Origin of the sequence: Streptomyces sp. SudanB52_2052 (assembly GCF_964272415.1) — a bacterium.
GTDB classification, from domain to species: domain Bacteria; phylum Actinomycetota; class Actinomycetes; order Streptomycetales; family Streptomycetaceae; genus Streptomyces; species Streptomyces olindensis.
This window is the reverse complement of record NZ_OZ186796.1, coordinates 4,930,580-4,945,681: the sequence shown is the minus strand read 5'-3', so window position 1 is coordinate 4,945,681 and position 15,102 is coordinate 4,930,580. Positions and strand designations below refer to the sequence as shown.

The window sequence follows — 15,102 nt, the reverse complement described above, 5'->3', positions numbered from 1 at the left end:
AAGCGTTACGGCTCGACGACGACTTCCTGGGCGGCGGCCGTGTCACCGGCCACCAGGGGCGCGTCCACGGGCACGTTCCGCTTCACCAGGGCGAGGGCGACCGGGCCCAGCTCGTGGTGGCGTACGGAGGTCGTGACGAAGCCGATCTTCCGTCCGTCGGGGCCGTCGTCCGCGAGGCGCAGCTCGGTGCCGGCCGGCGGCAGGTGGACCTCGCTGCCGTCCAGGTGCAGGAAGACCAGCCGGCGCGGCGGCTTGCCCAGGTTCTGCACCCGGGCGACCGTCTCCTGGCCCCGGTAGCAGCCCTTCTGCAGGTGCACCGCCGAGCCGATCCAGCCCAGCTCGTGCGGGATGGTGCGGTGGTCGGTCTCGAAGCCGAGCCGGGGCCGGTGCTGCTCCACGCGCAGCGCCTCGTAGGCGAGGAGCCCGGCGGGCGGCCCGGCCTGCGCGGCGAACGGCTCCAGGCCGGCGCGCGGCAGGAACAGGTCCCGGCCGTGCGGCGTCTCGCGGACGACGGCGCCCTCGGGGACCTCGGCGATGGAGCCGGCCGGGAGGTGGACGACGGCGGTGTCGGCCGTGCGGTCGGCGACCTCGACCTTGTAGAAGAACTTCATCGACTCCAGGTACGCGATCAGCGCGTCCTGGGTGTTCGGCTCCACGTGGGCCCAGACGGTCGCGCCGTCGTCGACGAGGTACAGCGCGTGCTCGATGTGGCCGTTGGCGGACAGGATCAGCGCCTCGGTGGCCTGGCCCGGCGGGAGCTCGCTGACGTGCTGGGTGAGCAGCAGGTGCAGCCAGGCGAGCCGGTCCTCGCCGGTGACGGTGACGACCCCGCGGTGCGAGAGGTCCACGAAGCCGGTGCCGTCGGCGAGGGCGCGCTGCTCGCGGAACAGGTCGCCGTAGTGGGCGGCGACGCCTTCGTCCACGCCCTCGGCGGGGACGGCGCCGGGCAGGGTCAGCAGGGGGCTCTTCATATCCGTAAGCCTACGACTCGGTAGTTGAAGCCTTGAGCGTGCAGTCCTGGCAGCGGCCGAAGATCGCGAAGTGCTTCATGTCGGTGTCGAACCCGAACTCGGCCCGCAGCTTCGCCGTGAAGTCGGCGGCCACGGAGACGTCCGCCTCGATGACGTTCTGGCAGTCCCGGCACACCAGGTGGATGTGGTGGTGCCGGTCCGCGAGGTGGTACGTCGGTGCCCCGTGCCCGAGGTGCGCGTGGCTGACCAGCCCCAGCTCCTCCAGCAGCTCCAGCGTGCGGTACACCGTGGAAATGTTGACCCCCGACGCCGTCTTCCTCACTTCCACGAGGATGTCGTCGGGGGTCGCGTGTTCCAGGGTGTCCACGGCTTCGAGCACGAGTTGCCGCTGCGGGGTCAGCCGGTAGCCGCGCTGCCGCAGATCGCTCTTCCAGTCGGTGCTCACCACACGGACGAGTCTAGAACTACTTGAAGAAAGCGATGCCGTCGTCGGGCAGGTCGTCCGGCAGGGCCTTGGCCCAGCGCTCGACCTCCTCGGGGGTGACGGCCTTCTTCAGGTGGGCCGACATGTAGGGGCGCAGCTCGACCTCGGGGGTCTGCTTCTCGCCGACCCACATGAGGTCGCTCTTGACGTAGCCGTACAGCCGCTTGCCGCCGCTGTAGGGCCGGGAGGCCGCCGTGCGGGCCACCGCGTCGGTCACGAGGTCGATCTGCGGCTTCTTGTCGGCGAGCTCGCCGTACCAGATCTCGATGACGCCGTCGTCGCGGGTCATCGTCACCTCGACCTTGCGGTCGGCGTCGATCCGCCAGAAGCCGTGCTCGGACTCCAGCGGGCGGACCTTGTTGCCGTCCTTGTCCAGGACCCACGAGTGGGACCGGTACTCCAGGAAGTCCCGGCCGTCGTGGGTGAAGGCGACCTCCTGCCCAAAGTTGCACTTCTCCGAGCCGGGGAAGTCGTGCACACCGGCGCCCGCCCAGTTCCCGAGCAGGAAGGCGAGCGGGACGAGGTCCTTGTGGAGGTCGGACGGGATCTCGATCATCAGAACTTCCTAGAGGTGGGTCAGCGCTGGCCCTGGTACAGCTTCTTCACGGTCAGTCCGGCGAACGCGAGGACGCCGACGGCGACCAGGACCAACAGGATTTCGAAGAAAAGCTCCACGGGGTGCTCCTTGAGCGGGGTGCGGATGTAAGCACAGGGCCGGCCCCAGCTTACGCGGGCCCCTTCGGCACTACGATTCCGGCTATGGCGAAGAAGCTGGTGATCAAGGTGACGGCCGGGGCGGACGCCCCCGAGCGGTGCTCCCAGGCGTTCACGGTGGCGGCGGTGGCGGTGGCCAGCGGCGTCGACGTCTCCCTGTGGCTGACCGGCGAGTCCTCCTGGTTCGCGCTCCCCGGCCGCGCCGCCGAGTTCGAGCTGCCGCACGCGGCGCCCCTGCCCGACCTGCTGGACTCGATCCTCGCGGCCGGCCGCGTCACGCTGTGCACGCAGTGCGCGGCCCGGCGCGAGATCACGGAGAAGGACGTCGTCGAGGGCGTCCGCATCGCGGGCGCGCAGGTCTTCGTCCAGGAGGCGCTGGCGGACGAGACGCAGGCGCTCGTCTACTGAGACTCCGGTCTACTGAGGCTCTGTGTACAGGCAGAACGGGTGCCCGACCGGGTCCAGCAGCACGCGGACGTGCGCCTGCGGCTGGAATTCCGCGAGCCGCGCGCCCTCGGCGAGGGCCCGCGCGGTCTCCCGCTCCACGTCGTCGACCTCGATGTCGAGGTGGACCATCATCTGCTGTCGGTCCGGGCCGCTCGGCCAGACGGGCGGGACGTACGCGGGCTCGGTCTGGAAGGACAGCCCCGTGCCGCCGCCGGGCGGCCGGATGTGCACCCAGTCCGGGCCGTCCTCGTCCCGCCAGACGGCCCAGCCGGGCAGCAGCCGTAGGTAGAAGTCCGCGAGTTCGCGGGCGTTCGGTGCGTCCAGCACCGCCGCTGTCAGCCTCATGGAGCCCGCTTACCCCGCGCCGCCGGGAGGACGCCGCTCACCGCGGTCGCTTCTTGCCGTCCAGCTCGTCCCACCACTCGTCGGACTGCGGGTCCCCGGACGGGTCGTCCCACCACCGGTCCTCCGGCCCGCGCCGGTTCGCGACCATGGCCGCCACGGGCGGGATGACCATGGCGACGACGCACATCCCCACGGCCACGGGCACGGACCACAGCCGCACGACGCCCCAGGCCAGGACGAAGAGGCCGATGCACAGGCCCATCATCGCGAAGTACGTGTGCCGTCGCCGTGCGTACATACGTCCAGCGTAGGTCCGGGCAGGCCGAAGGGCCGCACCCCAGGCGTCCAACCCGCGGGGTGCGGCCCTTGAGGACCTGTCGCCGTCAGACGGCGATCGCGACCTCCGCCAGGCCGCCCTTCTGGGCGACGACCGTGCGGTCGGCGGTGGCGCCGGGCACAAGGGCGCGGACGGTCCAGGTGCCCTCGGCCGCGTAGAAGCGGAACTGTCCGGTCGCCGAGGTCGGCACCTCGGCCGTGAACTCGCCGGTCGAGTCCAGCAGACGGACGTAGCCGACCACGGGCTCGCCGTCCTTGGTCACCTGACCCTGGATCGTGGTCTCACCGGGCTTGATCGTCGAGGCGTCGGGGCCGCCGGCCTTCGCACCACACATGTCGTACTCCTGAAGAGGTCTGGAAAGGTCGGTCGGGGTCGCTTACTTGTTGGCGCCGAGCTCGATCGGCACGCCCACCAGGGAGCCGTACTCGGTCCAGGAGCCGTCGTAGTTCTTGACGTTCTCCACGCCGAGCAGCTCGTGCAGGACGAACCAGGTCAGCGCGGAGCGCTCACCGATGCGGCAGTAGGCGATGGTGTCCTTCGCCAGGTCGACGCTCTCCTCCTCGTAGAGGGCCTTGAGCTCCTCGTCCGACTTGAAGGTGCCGTCGTCGTTGGCGTTCTTGGACCACGGGATGTTGCGGGCGCTCGGCACGTGGCCGGGGCGCTGGGACTGCTCCTGCGGCAGGTGGGCCGGGGCGAGCAGCTTGCCGGAGAACTCGTCGGGCGAACGCACGTCGACCAGGTTCTGCGAACCGATGGCGGCGACGACGTCGTCGCGGAAGGCGCGGATCGACGTGTCCTGCGGCTTGGCCTTGTACTCGGTCTTCGCGCGCTCCGGCACCTCGTCGCCGGCGACCAGCTCGCGGGCGTCGAGCTCCCACTTCTTGCGGCCGCCGTCGAGGAGCTTGACGCTCTCGTGGCCGTACAGCTTGAAGTACCAGTACGCGTACGAGGCGAACCAGTTGTTGTTGCCGCCGTAGAGGACCACGGTGTGGTCGTTGGCGATGCCCTTCTCCGACAGGAGCTTCTCGAAGCCCTCCTGGTCGACGAAGTCACGGCGGACCGGGTCCTGGAGGTCCTTGGTCCAGTCGATGCGGATCGCGTTCTTGATGTGGTTCTTCTCGTAGGCGGACGTGTCCTCGTCCACCTCGACGATGGCGATGGTCGGGTCGTCCAGGTGCTCCTGGAGCCAGTCGGCGTCGACCAGGACGTCGCTGCGGCTCATGCTCTTTCTCCTCCGGGGCAGTTGCGGCGGGGCGTGCGAGATCTGCGGGGCGCGCGCCCATGACGAGGGCGGCGCACGGGTGCCCTTGATGCAGGGCGGCGGGGATGCGCGCGCCGGCTCACGGGCCGACGCGGTCGCTCAGAAGGTGCGACAGAGCATGGCGGCGACGCGGCACAGGTCTACTGCCCGCCGCTTCGTGAGGTCCGCCTGTCGCTTCATGCCGTCGATCGTAGGGACGGCAGGGCGGGCGTGTCACCGGTGTGTCGCATACTGAGACGAGATGGTCCGGGATGTGGGATCAGGGCGCCGTCAGGGCGCCCGACGCCTCCCCTCCGGCCGCCTGTATCCACCGTCACATCTAAGCTGCGGACGCCGCCGTCTCGCCCACCGGACGGCGCTGGTCGGGTCCACCGGACGGCGCTGGTCGGCTCCGCCGTGCCCGTTCCTACCCGGCGAGCCGGACGTCGGAACCCTTCACCGTGATCTCGACACCGTTCGGGGCCGCCTGGACCTTGTCCAGCTTGATGCCGCCGGGCAGGCCGTCGATCTTCTGCTGGAAGTCGGTGATCGCCCGGACGCGGCTCTCGGCGAGGTCGACCCCGGCGAACTCGGGCAGGCCGTCGGCCTTCACCCGCACGGTGTCGCCGTCGACCACCGTCACCGTGCTGAGCACGGAGACCGGCTCGGGCAGCTCCGTGCCGAGCACGGTGGCCTCGACCGTGACCTTGATCTTGCCGTTGCCGCCGTCGGAGAGGCCGACGACGTGGGCCGTGACACCCGGGGCGACCCGGGTGGGCTCGGACTTCGCCGTCTTCAGCAGCTCGTCGTAGGAGATGGTCGCCGTGCCGGTGGCGCTGGTGGCGGTGGCGGAGCTGTAGTCGCCGGAGAACTCGACGCCCTTCATGTCGGCGCGGAGGTCGTCGATGCGGATCTTCTGGGCGCCGTTGCCCGCGGCGGCCTCGTAGTTCTGGATGCCGACCTCGATGTCGTCCAGGGAGCCGCCGACGACCTGGGTGAGGAACGGGAAGCCCTTGATGCTGACGTCCGGGGTCGCCGCGAGGTTCTCCGTCGTCTTCAGCCGGTCGGCGGCCTCGCCCTCGGCGAAGTTCACGGCGACGCGGTCGGCGATGACGAAGAGTCCCCCCAGGATCACGACGAAGATCAGCAGTATTCGCAGAGCGCGCATGCGGTGTGTCCCCCACCCAGTCGTTCGACAGCGGTCCCTGACGACCGGGTGGCCGTCCCTTGCGTGAGGGTAACTCCGTGTCGCGCGCGGGCCCCGGGTTTGTCGATCACCTGTGACAGGGGCCCTAGACCAGGGCCCGCCCCAGGACGTACACCGCCGGCGCCGCGGCGGACAGCGGCAGGGCCACGCCCGCCGTGAAGTGGACGAAGCGGGAGGGATAGTCGTAGCTCGCGACCCGGTGGCCGATCAGGGCGCAGGCCGCCGCGCCCGCGCCCAGCAGGGCGCCCGAGGTGCCGAGGCCCGTCATCGCACCCGCCACGCCACCGCCGCCCGCCGCCGCGAGCAGCGCCACCACCACCGACGCCGCCGTCGGCAACGGCAGCGCCCGCGCCAGGACGGCGACCGCCACGGCCACCGCGCCCACCGTCACGGCGTCCGCGTCGGCCGCGAGGTACCCACCCGCCACGATCGCCAGCGCCGCCGCCGCGACCGTCGCCATCAGGCCGTACATCCGCTCGTCCGGATCCGCGTGCGACCGCAGTTGCAGGACCAGCGCGAGCAGCACCCACACGCCCAGCGTCCCGAGGATCGCCGCCGGTGAGCGCCCCGAGGCCAGCAGCGCGGCGTCCGCGGCCAGCGCCCCGGCGAAGCCCAGCGCGATGCCCTGCCGCGCCGGCCACATCCCGTTCAGCCGGAACCAACCCGCCGCGGTGACGGCCTGGAGGACGACGAGCGGCACCAGCAGCGCGTACGTCCCGACCGCCGCCGCACCGGCGAGCAGCAGCCCGAGCAGCGCGGTCAGCGCGGCCGGCTGCATCCCGGGCTCGATGATCGGCGACCGCCCCTCCGCCCGCGCCCGCTGGGCGTCCGTGACGCGCGTGTTCCCGCCGAGCGTGGCGGGACCGTACCCGTCACCCGACGCGTCGGCGACCTCGGCAGGAGCCGGAGCCGGCGCCGGAGCCGCGTACCCCTGCGGCGGCAGGTACGCCGTGTCGGCGGCGGCCGGGGCGGACACCTGCTGGTGCGTCTGCGTCTCCCACGTCTGGCCCTGCCACTGCTGCGTGTACTGCTGAGCGGCGTGCGGATCCTCGTACCCGGGATACCCCTGGTGCCCCTGCTGATACCCCTGCCCGGGCCACGCCTGCGGCGCCTGGCCCTGCGGGTGCTGCGGCTGCTGTGCGTGCTGCGGCTGCTGCCCGTAGGGGTCGTAACCGTCGTAACCGTCGTACGGCTGGTTGGTCATCGTCACCCTCCTGCGAACGGCGGGAGCACCTCGACCGTGCCGCCGTCGGCCAGCCGTACCGTCTCATGGGCGCGGGTGCCCACGGGGTCACCGTCCACGAGGAACGAGCAGCGCCGCAGGACGCGCTCCAGTTCGCCCGGGTGTCGCTCGCGCGCCCCCGCGAGCGCCTCGGCGAGCGTGGCCGCCTCGTACGGCTCCTCGGCCACCCCGGCCGCGGCCTTGGCGGCGGCCCAGTAGCGCACCGTGACCTTTGGCATCTGCTTCCTCAATCGCACAGTCACAACGGACTCACCCGACGGTGAACCCAGTCAGGCTAGCCCGCCCGGCCGACGACCCACGCCCCGATCCGGTCCAGCAGCTCGTCGCTCGCCGCGTGCTCGGCGTGCCCCATGCCGGGCTCCAGCCACAGTTCGCCCTGGTCACCGGCGGCCGCGGCCAGCATGCGCGGATGGTCGACGGGAAAGTAGCCGTCGGCGTCGCCGTGCACGATCAGCAGCGGGGTCGGGGCGATCCGCGGCACGGCCTGCACCGGGGACAGCGGCACCGGGTCCCAGTCCCGGTGGTGGATGCGCGTGCGGAAGCCGTAGCGCCCCACCACGCGCCCCTCGGGCCGCGTGACGAGCCAGTGCAGCCGTCGCATGGGCGCGGTGCCCCGGTAGTACCACCGGGCCGGCGCGCTCACCGACACCACCGCGTCGGTCTGCCGTGGGTGCAGCGCCGCGTGCCGCAGCACCACCGAGCCGCCCATGGAGAACCCGACGGTGCCCACGCGCGCGTGCCCGAACTCCCGCGCCCAGCGCACCGCCGCGGCGAGGTCCAGCACCTCCCGGTCCCCGACCGTGGACCGCCCGCCGGACGCCCCGTGCCCCCGGAAGGAGAACGTGACGACGGCCCCGAACCGGGTGAACGCCTGGGCCACCCGCCGCACGTGCGGCCGGTCGACGGCCCCGGTGAAGCCGTGGGCGACGACGAACACGGGATGAGCGGAAGGTGTCCGGGAACCGTCGTATACGGCGGCACCCGGGTCGTATACGGCGTCGATCGCCACACCGTCCGAGGTGCGCAGAAACCTCCGTGTGAACCTCCGCACAGACGCTCCACGGGTCGTCTCGGAATGCGGACGATCGGTGGAACGCGCCACATGACCTGCCGGACCAGAGCTCATGTGGGCTATTCTGCTGGGCAGAGGACTCGGGCAGCGTAGCCCCCGGGTCCTTTTGTGCTTTCGGAAGCGTTGTATACGACGCGGGAAACCGCAGGTGTACGGGCCTTCGGGATCGCAGAGCAGTGCTGTGCCAACAAACGTCCTCGCAGGGACCGAGGAGGAACCAGACGTATGAGTTCTCTGCTGCTCCTGACCAACGCCCTCCAGCCGTCGACGGAGGTGCTCCCCGCTCTCGGCCTGCTCCTGCACAACGTGCGGGTGGCCCCCGCGGAAGGCCCCGCCCTCGTCGACACCCCCGGTGCCGACGTCATCCTCGTCGACGGCCGGCGCGACCTGCCGCAGGTGCGCAGCCTGTGCCAGCTGCTCCGCTCCACCGGTCCGGGCTGCCCGCTGATCCTCGTCGTCACGGAGGGCGGTCTCGCCGCCGTGACCGCGGACTGGGGCATCGACGACGTCCTGCTCGACACCGCCGGCCCCGCGGAGGTCGAGGCCCGACTGCGGCTGGCCATGGGGCGGCAGCAGATCGTCAGCGACGACTCCCCGATGGAGATCCGCAACGGCGACCTGTCGGTCGACGAGGCGACGTACTCCGCCAAGCTCAAGGGCCGCGTCCTCGACCTCACCTTCAAGGAGTTCGAGCTCCTGAAGTACCTCGCGCAGCACCCCGGCCGTGTCTTCACGCGCGCCCAGCTGCTCCAGGAGGTCTGGGGCTACGACTACTTCGGCGGCACCCGCACGGTCGACGTGCACGTACGGCGGCTGCGCGCCAAGCTCGGGCCCGAGCACGAGTCGCTCATCGGCACCGTCCGGAACGTCGGTTATCGATTCGTTACGCCGGAGAAGGTGGAGCGGGCCGCCGAGGAGGCGAAGGCCAAGGCCGCCAAGGCAAAGCCGGACAACAAGGACGAGTCCGCCGATCTGGACGCCGCCGAGGTCCGCGCCGAGGCGTGAAAGGCGTATCCCGGCGCCGACCTGGGCATCGCTCTTCGCACGGAGCGCACTGGACGGCGGTCGGGATATCGTACGGAACCTCCTTTACGCCCTGCCCAGAGCGGGTATATCCGCGTAGACTCCGCGCGTGGCCAAGGTGACTCGGGATGATGTGGCGCGGCTGGCAGGGACTTCCACTGCCGTGGTCAGCTATGTCATCAACAACGGACCCCGGCCGGTCGCCCCGGCCACGCGCGAGCGTGTCCTCGCCGCGATCAAGGAACTGGGGTACCGGCCCGACCGGGTGGCCCAGGCGATGGCCTCGCGGCGCACGGATCTCATAGGCCTGATCATCCCGGACGCCCGCCAGCCCTTCTTCGGGGAGATGGCGCACGCGGTCGAGCAGGCGGCCTCCGAGCGCGGGAAGATGGTGCTCGTCGGCAACACGGACTACGTGGGCGAGCGCGAGGTCCACTACCTGCGGGCGTTCCTCGGGATGCGGGTCTCCGGGCTCATCCTGGTCAGCCACGCGCTCAACGACCTGGCCGCCGCCGAGATCGAGGCCTGGGACGCCCGGGTGGTGCTGCTGCACGAACGCCCCGAGGCCATCGACGACGTCGCCGTCGTCACGGACGACCTCGGGGGCGCCCGGCTCGCCGTGCAGCACCTGCTGGAGCACGGCTACGAGTACGTGGCCTGTATGGGCGGCATAGCGGAGACCCCGGCGGTCGGCGACCCGGTCTCCGACCACGTCGAGGGCTGGCGCCGCGCGATGGACGACGCCGGGATCTCCACCGAGGGCCGCCTCTTCGAGGCCCTCTACAACCGCTACGACGCCTACCAGGCCGCCCTGAAGATCCTCTCCGGGCCCGAGCGGCCGCCGGCGATCTTCTGCTCCACCGACGACCAGGCCATCGGCCTGCTGCGGGCGGCGCGCGAGCTGCGGATCGACGTCCCCGGCGAGCTGGCGGTGGCCGGCTTCGACGACATCAAGGAGGCGGCGCTGGCCGACCCGCCCCTGACGACGATCGCCTCCGACCGCCCGGCGATGGCCCGGGCCGCGGTGGACCTCGTCCTGGACGACGGGCTGCGGGTCGCGGGCGCCCGGCGGGAGCGGCTGAAGGTGTTCCCGTCACGGCTGGTGGTCCGCCAGTCCTGCGGCTGCGCCTGACCCTGGCCCGGGCGTCTTTATATCGGGCATACGAGGTTCTGTCGGGCTTCTCAGCGAGCACTCAGGAAGCTCTCATGGTCGGGCGACAAGCTCGGTTCCATGACCGAGAGCTTCCACCGCAGTGGCGAGTACGAGAACCCTTACGAGGGTCAGCAGCAGGCCCCGGTGAACCCCGAGTGGCCGCCCCCGCCGGCGCACGCCCCGGCAGCTCCGCAGCCCAAGAAGCGCAACCGCGGCCCCGTCGCCCTGATCGCCGCGGTGGCGATCGTCGCCGCGGCGATCGGTGGCGGCACCGCCTACGGCATCCAGGAGCTGACCGGCAACGACACGGTCGCCTCCAGCTCGACCAGCACCAACGTGGTGCCGTCCAGCCAGAAGGGCACGGTCGCCGGAGTCGCGAAGGCGGTCAGCCCCAGCATCGTCGAGATCAACGCCAACTCCAACGCCGGGTCCTCCACCGGCTCCGGCGTGATCATCACGAGCGACGGCGAGATCGTCACCAACAACCACGTCATATCCGGCGCCTCGCGGATCAAGGTCACGACCAGCGACGGCACGTCGTACACCGCCAAGGTCGTCGGCACCGACAGCAAGAAGGACCTGGCGCTGATCAAGCTGGAGAACGCCTCCGGCCTGAAGGCGGCGACGCTCGGCGACTCCTCCGGCGTCCAGGTCGGCGACCAGGTCGTGGCGATCGGCTCCCCCGAGGGGCTGTCCGGCACCGTGACCAGCGGCATCATCTCGGCGCTCGACCGTGACGTCACCGTCCCGACCGACGAGGACCAGGGGCAGCAGCAGTACCAGCAGGGCGACGGCTGGCCGTTCGAGTTCGGCGGACGCCAGTTCAACGGCGACACCGGCTCCGACACGACCACGTACAAGGCGCTGCAGACCGACGCGTCCCTCAACCCGGGCAACTCCGGCGGCGCGCTGATCGACATGAACGGCAACATCATCGGGATCAACTCCGCGATGTACTCGCCGACGGGCAGCGCCTCCTCGTCCTCCGACGCGGGCAGCGTGGGCCTGGGCTTCGCCATCCCGATCAACACCGTCAAGGCCGACCTCGCCAAGCTGCGGGCCGGCGCCACCGACTGAGTCGTACGAGGAGCACCGCGATGATCCAGCAGGTCGCGCACACGCAGCCCGGCACCGACCCGGCGGGGGTAGCGCTGGCCCTGGCGGTGGCGTACGCACTGCACGCGCCGACGGCCCGGGCGCCCGAGGTGGCGCCCGCCTCCACCGGGGCCACCCACCAGCACCGGACCGCCCGGCGCCGCACCGTACGGGGCTGAGCCCCGCCAGAAGGGCCCTGCGCTCCTCCCGGCCCCGCCCGCGGTCGTGCGAGGCTGAGAGCGTCAGAGCACCCCTCCCCCTTCACACCCGAGGAACCCCGACCCATGAGCCCCGCAGACGGCGACCGTGACACGCAGCGCATCCTGATCGTCGACGACGAGCCGGCGGTACGCGAAGCACTCCAGCGCAGCCTCGCCTTCGAGGGGTACGACACGGAGGTCGCCGTCGACGGCGCGGACGCCCTGGAGAAGGCCGCGGCCTACCGCCCCGACCTGCTCGTGCTCGACATCCAGATGCCCCGCATGGACGGCCTGACGGCGGCCCGCCGCATCCGCGCCACCGGCGACACCACCCCGATCCTGATGCTCACGGCCCGCGACACGGTCGGGGACCGCGTCACGGGCCTGGACGCGGGTGCCGACGACTACCTGGTCAAGCCCTTCGAACTCGACGAGCTGTTCGCCCGCATCCGCGCGCTGCTGCGCCGCAGCTCCTACGCGGCGGCCGTGGGCGCGGGCGGCGCGGGCGACGACGACGCCCTCACCTTCGGCGACCTGCGCATGGACCTCACGACGCGCGAGGTCACCCGGGGCGGCCGCCCGGTGGAGCTGACCCGCACGGAGTTCACGCTCCTGGAGATGTTCATGGCGCACCCGCGCCAGGTCCTCACCCGGGAGCAGATCCTCAAGGCGGTCTGGGGCTTCGACTTCGAGCCGTCGTCGAACTCCCTCGACGTGTACGTGATGTACCTGCGGCGCAAGACCGAGGCGGGCGGCGAGCCGCGGCTCGTGCACACCGTGCGGGGCGTGGGCTACGTGCTGCGGCAGGGCGGCGCGGAGTGAACAAGGTCGTACGCCGCTTCCGCTCGCTGCCGATCCGGTCGCGCCTGGCGCTGCTGGTGGCGGCGGCGGTGGCGTTCGCGGTGGCCGCGGTGTCGGTGACCTGCTGGTTCATCGTGCAGGGGAAGCTGTACGACCAGGTGGACGGGGACCTGAAGTCGTCCTACCGGACCATCCTGGAGGACGACTTCGAGGCGCTGGTCAGGACATGCCCCCAGACGCCGTCCAGCACGCTCGGCGGCGCTCCCCGCCCGCAGACGTACGCGCAGCTGGTGCGGGTGGACGGCAGGGTCTGCCTGTTCAGCAACAACATGCCGCAGGTGCGGGTCACGAGCGCCGACAAGGCCGTGGCGAAGGATCCCGACCCCAGGACGGCCCGGCTGCGCAACGGCAAGGACAGCGACGGCAACTCGGTGCGGGTGCTGACCACGGCGGTCATCGTCAAGGAAAGCCCGTTCGACCAGAGCGTCGCAGCCGACTACGCGCTGGTCATCGCGGTCCCCCTCAAGGGCACGGAGTCCACGCTCAACGAACTGGCGCTGATCCTGCTGCTGGTGTCGGGCATCGGGGTGGTGGGCGCCGGGGCGGCCGGCCTCACGGTGGCTCGGGCGGGCCTGCGCCCCGTGGACAAACTCACCGAAGCCGTCGAGCACGTGGCCCGCACGGAGGACCTGGACGTCCGCATCCCCGTCGACGACGACAGCGACGACGAGGTGGCCCGCCTCTCCCGTTCCTTCAACTCGATGACCTCGGCCCTGGCCAGCTCCCGGGAACTCCAGCAACAGCTCATCGCGGACGCCGGCCACGAACTCCGCACGCCGCTCACCTCACTGCGCACCAACATCGAACTCCTCACCCGCAGCGAGGAGACGGGCCGCCCCATCCCGGAGGCGGACCGCAAGGCGCTGCTCGCCTCGGTGAAGGCGCAGATGACGGAGCTGGCCGCGCTCATCGGCGACCTCCAGGAACTGTCCCGCCCGGACACGGGCCAGCACTCGGGCCGGACCCAGATCGTCGCCTGGCAGGACATCGTGGACTCGGCGCTGCGGCGGGCACGGCTGCGCGGCCCGGAACTCACGATCACGGCGGACGTACAGCCGTGGTTCGTGCGCGCCGAACCGACCGCGCTGGAGCGGGCGGTGGTGAACATCCTCGACAACGCCGTGAAGTTCAGCCCCGAGGGCGGCACGATCGAGGTCCGGCTGACCGAGGGCGTCCTCACGGTCCGCGACCACGGGCCGGGCATCCCCGCCGACGAACTCCCCCACGTCTTCGACCGCTTCTGGCGCTCCCCCAGCGCACGAGCCCTGCCCGGCTCGGGCCTCGGCCTGTCGATCGTGGCGCGCACGGTCCAGCAGGCGGGCGGCGACGTGTCCCTGTCCCCGGCGGAGACCGGCGGCACGGTGGCGACGGTACGACTGCCGGGGGCGCCCACGCCTCCGCCGGAGGTGCCTTGACGGAAACGACCGTCAAGGTCAGCGCGGTGTCACGGATTCCTGACGCCGGCCAGGAACAACGCCCAGGGCTGTGCGCCGAACACGACCACAGGTCCGTGCGGCTGCTTGCTGTCGCGGACGGGGACTATGCCGGGGTGGTCGTCGGCGACTTCGAGGCAGTCGTTGGCTCCCCCTTCGCTGTAGCTCGACTTGCGCCACACGGCGGTGGTGAGGTCGGGGATCACGCGGTCTCCCGCACGCCGCGCACGAATGCGGACCAGGACGCGGCGGAGAAGAGCAGTGGGCGGGCCGCGGGTGTCTTGCTGTCGCGGACGGGGACTATGCCGGGGTGGTTGTCGGCGACTTCGAGGCAGTTGTTGTCTCCCCCGTCGCTGTAGCTCGACTTGCGCCACACGGCGGTGGTGAGGTCGGGGGTGTTCGTCATGATCGGTGCTCCTCCCGTACGTCCCTGATGAACGTGAGCGAGTCCGACGGGGACAACGCCAGGTCGCGAAGCCGATCGTAGGACGCTCGCTCCCGAAGGACCTCGCCCGGATCCTCGATCAGCCGACCGCTGCTGTTGCCTTCCGTGTAGGCAACAGCGCTTCCGTCCAACTGCCAGAGCAGGGTCAGCGATCCGTTCATATGGTGGTGCGCTCCCGCCGAGAACGGCAGTACCTGGAGCGCCATGTTGGGCCACAACGCGGCGGTCTCGAGGTGCAGCAGCTGATCCTCCCAGGTCTTGCCCTGGGCGGCGGGGCGTCGGAGCGCGAACTCGTCGACGATGACCCGAACCTCGGGCTCCGGCTTCTGCCGCAGCAGGTGCTGACGCCCGAGCCGTGCCGCAACCTGCTCCTCGACGGCCTCCTCGCCGGCAGCCGTTGTCTGAGCCCCAGACAACACCCCTCGGGCGAAGTCCTCGGTCTGCAGGAGCCCTGGAATGCCAAGCGAGTACTTCCACATGATCCGCGCCGTCGCCTCCAGCGCCATGAACTCCTTGTACTGGTCCTTGAACGCGTCCAGCCGAGCCGCCTTCCAGTGGCTCAGCAGCAGGTCACCGGTGCCGTAGTAGCCGTCCAGGTCCTCCATGACCGTGATCTTGGACAGCCGCTCCCCGGACTCCAGCCGGCTCAGGTAGCTCTTCTCGTACCCGGTCTCGTCGGCCAGCTGCCCCAGTGACTTCCCGGCCTTCTCCCGCAGGACCTTGAGCGTCTGCCCGAGCATCGCCCGCCCGGAGACCGGCTGAGCGTCAACCTTCTCCCCCATGTCACCCCTCCCCGTTGCCTGCCCGCCAGACAACACCGAACCTCTTCCGC

22 protein-coding genes are annotated in these 15,102 nt (G+C 71.0%); 7 read left to right on the top strand and 15 right to left on the bottom strand.

The genetic code is table 11. The features are described from left to right. Positions 1–5: 5 nt before the first annotated feature. From ygfZ to ACSUPV_RS21960, 3 genes are read right to left on the bottom strand one after another with little or no spacing between them, the layout of a single operon-like run. Complete coding sequence (gene ygfZ / locus ACSUPV_RS21970) at positions 6–971, bottom strand: CAF17-like 4Fe-4S cluster assembly/insertion protein YgfZ (protein WP_359789714.1); 966 nt, start codon at positions 969–971, stop codon at positions 6–8. Between the two features lie 10 nt (positions 972–981). Beyond that, positions 982–1,419 carry a Fur family transcriptional regulator gene (locus ACSUPV_RS21965; RefSeq protein WP_031121411.1) on the bottom strand — a complete coding sequence of 146 codons (438 nt, stop codon included), beginning with the start codon at positions 1,417–1,419 and terminating at the stop codon, positions 982–984. Between the two features lie 16 nt (positions 1,420–1,435). Next, positions 1,436–2,011, bottom strand: a complete 576-nt coding sequence (locus ACSUPV_RS21960) for an FABP family protein (RefSeq protein ID WP_031121412.1) — start codon at positions 2,009–2,011, stop codon at positions 1,436–1,438. 203 nt (positions 2,012–2,214) lie between these two features. Between ACSUPV_RS21960 and ACSUPV_RS21955 the strand changes: the two genes are divergently transcribed. Then, positions 2,215–2,577: a DsrE family protein gene (locus tag ACSUPV_RS21955; protein WP_037759343.1), complete on the top strand. Its 363-nt coding sequence runs from the start codon at positions 2,215–2,217 to the stop codon at positions 2,575–2,577. A gap of 9 nt (positions 2,578–2,586) precedes the next feature. Here the strand turns inward: ACSUPV_RS21955 and ACSUPV_RS21950 are convergent, their stop codons facing one another. The 9 genes from ACSUPV_RS21950 to ACSUPV_RS21910 all read right to left on the bottom strand — a co-directional run bounded on the left by ACSUPV_RS21950 (position 2,587) and on the right by ACSUPV_RS21910 (position 8,114). Further along, positions 2,587–2,961 (bottom strand): VOC family protein, encoded by a 375-nt coding sequence (locus tag ACSUPV_RS21950; RefSeq protein ID WP_037759341.1) that lies wholly within the window; start codon positions 2,959–2,961, stop codon positions 2,587–2,589. A 37-nt stretch (positions 2,962–2,998) separates the two neighbouring features. Next, positions 2,999–3,259, bottom strand: coding sequence for a DUF3099 domain-containing protein (locus ACSUPV_RS21945; protein WP_037759339.1), 261 nt, complete (start codon positions 3,257–3,259; stop codon positions 2,999–3,001). Positions 3,260–3,344: 85 nt separating this feature from the next. Then, the gene (locus ACSUPV_RS21940; RefSeq protein WP_031121416.1) at positions 3,345–3,632 is read right to left on the bottom strand and encodes a DUF1416 domain-containing protein; all 288 of its coding nucleotides are present in this window, start codon (positions 3,630–3,632) and stop codon (positions 3,345–3,347) included. Positions 3,633–3,674: 42 nt separating this feature from the next. Beyond that, on the bottom strand, positions 3,675–4,520 hold the full coding sequence (locus tag ACSUPV_RS21935; RefSeq protein ID WP_436948280.1) for a sulfurtransferase: 846 nt from the start codon (positions 4,518–4,520) through the stop codon (positions 3,675–3,677). A gap of 138 nt (positions 4,521–4,658) precedes the next feature. Continuing rightward, positions 4,659–4,739, bottom strand: coding sequence for a putative leader peptide (locus ACSUPV_RS21930; RefSeq protein WP_350310325.1), 81 nt, complete (start codon positions 4,737–4,739; stop codon positions 4,659–4,661). A gap of 226 nt (positions 4,740–4,965) precedes the next feature. After that, entirely contained in the window at positions 4,966–5,706 is a 741-nt protein-coding gene (locus ACSUPV_RS21925; protein ID WP_031121419.1) for an LmeA family phospholipid-binding protein, read from the bottom strand. 124 nt (positions 5,707–5,830) lie between these two features. After that, the gene (locus ACSUPV_RS21920; RefSeq protein WP_436948278.1) at positions 5,831–6,949 is read right to left on the bottom strand and encodes a hypothetical protein; all 1,119 of its coding nucleotides are present in this window, start codon (positions 6,947–6,949) and stop codon (positions 5,831–5,833) included. Between the two features lie 2 nt (positions 6,950–6,951). After that, a complete protein-coding gene (locus ACSUPV_RS21915) occupies positions 6,952–7,206 on the bottom strand; it encodes a MoaD/ThiS family protein (protein WP_037759332.1) in 255 nt (84 codons plus the stop codon). Between the two features lie 56 nt (positions 7,207–7,262). Further along, positions 7,263–8,114 (bottom strand): alpha/beta hydrolase, encoded by an 852-nt coding sequence (locus ACSUPV_RS21910; RefSeq protein ID WP_031121422.1) that lies wholly within the window; start codon positions 8,112–8,114, stop codon positions 7,263–7,265. A 171-nt stretch (positions 8,115–8,285) separates the two neighbouring features. Here ACSUPV_RS21910 and ACSUPV_RS21905 point away from each other — a divergent pair, with 171 nt between their 5' ends. The 6 genes from ACSUPV_RS21905 to ACSUPV_RS21880 all read left to right on the top strand — a co-directional run bounded on the left by ACSUPV_RS21905 (position 8,286) and on the right by ACSUPV_RS21880 (position 13,807). After that, complete coding sequence (locus ACSUPV_RS21905; RefSeq protein ID WP_031121423.1) at positions 8,286–9,065, top strand: response regulator transcription factor; 780 nt, start codon at positions 8,286–8,288, stop codon at positions 9,063–9,065. 127 nt (positions 9,066–9,192) lie between these two features. Then, complete coding sequence (locus ACSUPV_RS21900; RefSeq protein ID WP_078650687.1) at positions 9,193–10,215, top strand: LacI family DNA-binding transcriptional regulator; 1,023 nt, start codon at positions 9,193–9,195, stop codon at positions 10,213–10,215. A gap of 99 nt (positions 10,216–10,314) precedes the next feature. Then, entirely contained in the window at positions 10,315–11,313 is a 999-nt protein-coding gene (locus ACSUPV_RS21895) for a S1C family serine protease (protein WP_037759329.1), read from the top strand. Between the two features lie 20 nt (positions 11,314–11,333). Beyond that, positions 11,334–11,510: a hypothetical protein gene (locus tag ACSUPV_RS21890; protein WP_436948274.1), complete on the top strand. Its 177-nt coding sequence runs from the start codon at positions 11,334–11,336 to the stop codon at positions 11,508–11,510. A gap of 105 nt (positions 11,511–11,615) precedes the next feature. Further along, on the top strand, positions 11,616–12,353 hold the full coding sequence (locus ACSUPV_RS21885; RefSeq protein ID WP_037759328.1) for a response regulator transcription factor: 738 nt from the start codon (positions 11,616–11,618) through the stop codon (positions 12,351–12,353). After that, positions 12,350–13,807: a HAMP domain-containing sensor histidine kinase gene (locus ACSUPV_RS21880; protein ID WP_436948272.1), complete on the top strand. Its 1,458-nt coding sequence runs from the start codon at positions 12,350–12,352 to the stop codon at positions 13,805–13,807. The genes ACSUPV_RS21885 and ACSUPV_RS21880 overlap by 4 nt, the downstream gene beginning before the upstream one ends. A gap of 29 nt (positions 13,808–13,836) precedes the next feature. Here ACSUPV_RS21880 and ACSUPV_RS21875 read toward each other — a convergent pair whose 3' ends face one another. From ACSUPV_RS21875 to ACSUPV_RS21865, 3 genes are read right to left on the bottom strand one after another with little or no spacing between them, the layout of a single operon-like run. Continuing rightward, on the bottom strand, positions 13,837–14,031 hold the full coding sequence (locus ACSUPV_RS21875) for a DUF397 domain-containing protein (protein ID WP_436948270.1): 195 nt from the start codon (positions 14,029–14,031) through the stop codon (positions 13,837–13,839). Then, complete coding sequence (locus ACSUPV_RS21870; RefSeq protein ID WP_037759325.1) at positions 14,028–14,231, bottom strand: DUF397 domain-containing protein; 204 nt, start codon at positions 14,229–14,231, stop codon at positions 14,028–14,030. Before ACSUPV_RS21870 ends, ACSUPV_RS21875 begins: the two co-directional genes overlap by 4 nt. Beyond that, on the bottom strand, positions 14,228–15,052 hold the full coding sequence (locus ACSUPV_RS21865) for a helix-turn-helix domain-containing protein (protein ID WP_436948268.1): 825 nt from the start codon (positions 15,050–15,052) through the stop codon (positions 14,228–14,230). The genes ACSUPV_RS21870 and ACSUPV_RS21865 overlap by 4 nt, the downstream gene beginning before the upstream one ends. Between the last annotated feature and the right edge of the window lie 50 nt (positions 15,053–15,102).

What these genes read in the sequence shown, in the direction of transcription:
- ACSUPV_RS21910 (WP_031121422.1), bottom strand. Translation starts at nt 8,114, where the DNA reads ATGAGCTCTGGTCCGGCAGGTCATGTGGCGCGTTCCACCGATCGTCCG.
- ygfZ (WP_359789714.1), bottom strand. Translation starts at nt 971, where the DNA reads ATGAAGAGCCCCCTGCTGACCCTGCCCGGCGCCGTCCCCGCCGAGGGC.
- ACSUPV_RS21955 (WP_037759343.1), top strand. Translation starts at nt 2,215, where the DNA reads ATGGCGAAGAAGCTGGTGATCAAGGTGACGGCCGGGGCGGACGCCCCC.
- ACSUPV_RS21940 (WP_031121416.1), bottom strand. Translation starts at nt 3,632, where the DNA reads ATGTGTGGTGCGAAGGCCGGCGGCCCCGACGCCTCGACGATCAAGCCC.
- ACSUPV_RS21950 (WP_037759341.1), bottom strand. Translation starts at nt 2,961, where the DNA reads ATGAGGCTGACAGCGGCGGTGCTGGACGCACCGAACGCCCGCGAACTC.
- ACSUPV_RS21930 (WP_350310325.1), bottom strand. Translation starts at nt 4,739, where the DNA reads ATGAAGCGACAGGCGGACCTCACGAAGCGGCGGGCAGTAGACCTGTGC.
- ACSUPV_RS21885 (WP_037759328.1), top strand. Translation starts at nt 11,616, where the DNA reads ATGAGCCCCGCAGACGGCGACCGTGACACGCAGCGCATCCTGATCGTC.
- ACSUPV_RS21905 (WP_031121423.1), top strand. Translation starts at nt 8,286, where the DNA reads ATGAGTTCTCTGCTGCTCCTGACCAACGCCCTCCAGCCGTCGACGGAG.
- ACSUPV_RS21960 (WP_031121412.1), bottom strand. Translation starts at nt 2,011, where the DNA reads ATGATCGAGATCCCGTCCGACCTCCACAAGGACCTCGTCCCGCTCGCC.
- ACSUPV_RS21895 (WP_037759329.1), top strand. Translation starts at nt 10,315, where the DNA reads ATGACCGAGAGCTTCCACCGCAGTGGCGAGTACGAGAACCCTTACGAG.
- ACSUPV_RS21925 (WP_031121419.1), bottom strand. Translation starts at nt 5,706, where the DNA reads ATGCGCGCTCTGCGAATACTGCTGATCTTCGTCGTGATCCTGGGGGGA.
- ACSUPV_RS21915 (WP_037759332.1), bottom strand. Translation starts at nt 7,206, where the DNA reads ATGCCAAAGGTCACGGTGCGCTACTGGGCCGCCGCCAAGGCCGCGGCC.
- ACSUPV_RS21865 (WP_436948268.1), bottom strand. Translation starts at nt 15,052, where the DNA reads ATGGGGGAGAAGGTTGACGCTCAGCCGGTCTCCGGGCGGGCGATGCTC.
- ACSUPV_RS21945 (WP_037759339.1), bottom strand. Translation starts at nt 3,259, where the DNA reads ATGTACGCACGGCGACGGCACACGTACTTCGCGATGATGGGCCTGTGC.
- ACSUPV_RS21890 (WP_436948274.1), top strand. Translation starts at nt 11,334, where the DNA reads ATGATCCAGCAGGTCGCGCACACGCAGCCCGGCACCGACCCGGCGGGG.
- ACSUPV_RS21870 (WP_037759325.1), bottom strand. Translation starts at nt 14,231, where the DNA reads ATGACGAACACCCCCGACCTCACCACCGCCGTGTGGCGCAAGTCGAGC.
- ACSUPV_RS21935 (WP_436948280.1), bottom strand. Translation starts at nt 4,520, where the DNA reads ATGAGCCGCAGCGACGTCCTGGTCGACGCCGACTGGCTCCAGGAGCAC.
- ACSUPV_RS21920 (WP_436948278.1), bottom strand. Translation starts at nt 6,949, where the DNA reads ATGACCAACCAGCCGTACGACGGTTACGACGGTTACGACCCCTACGGG.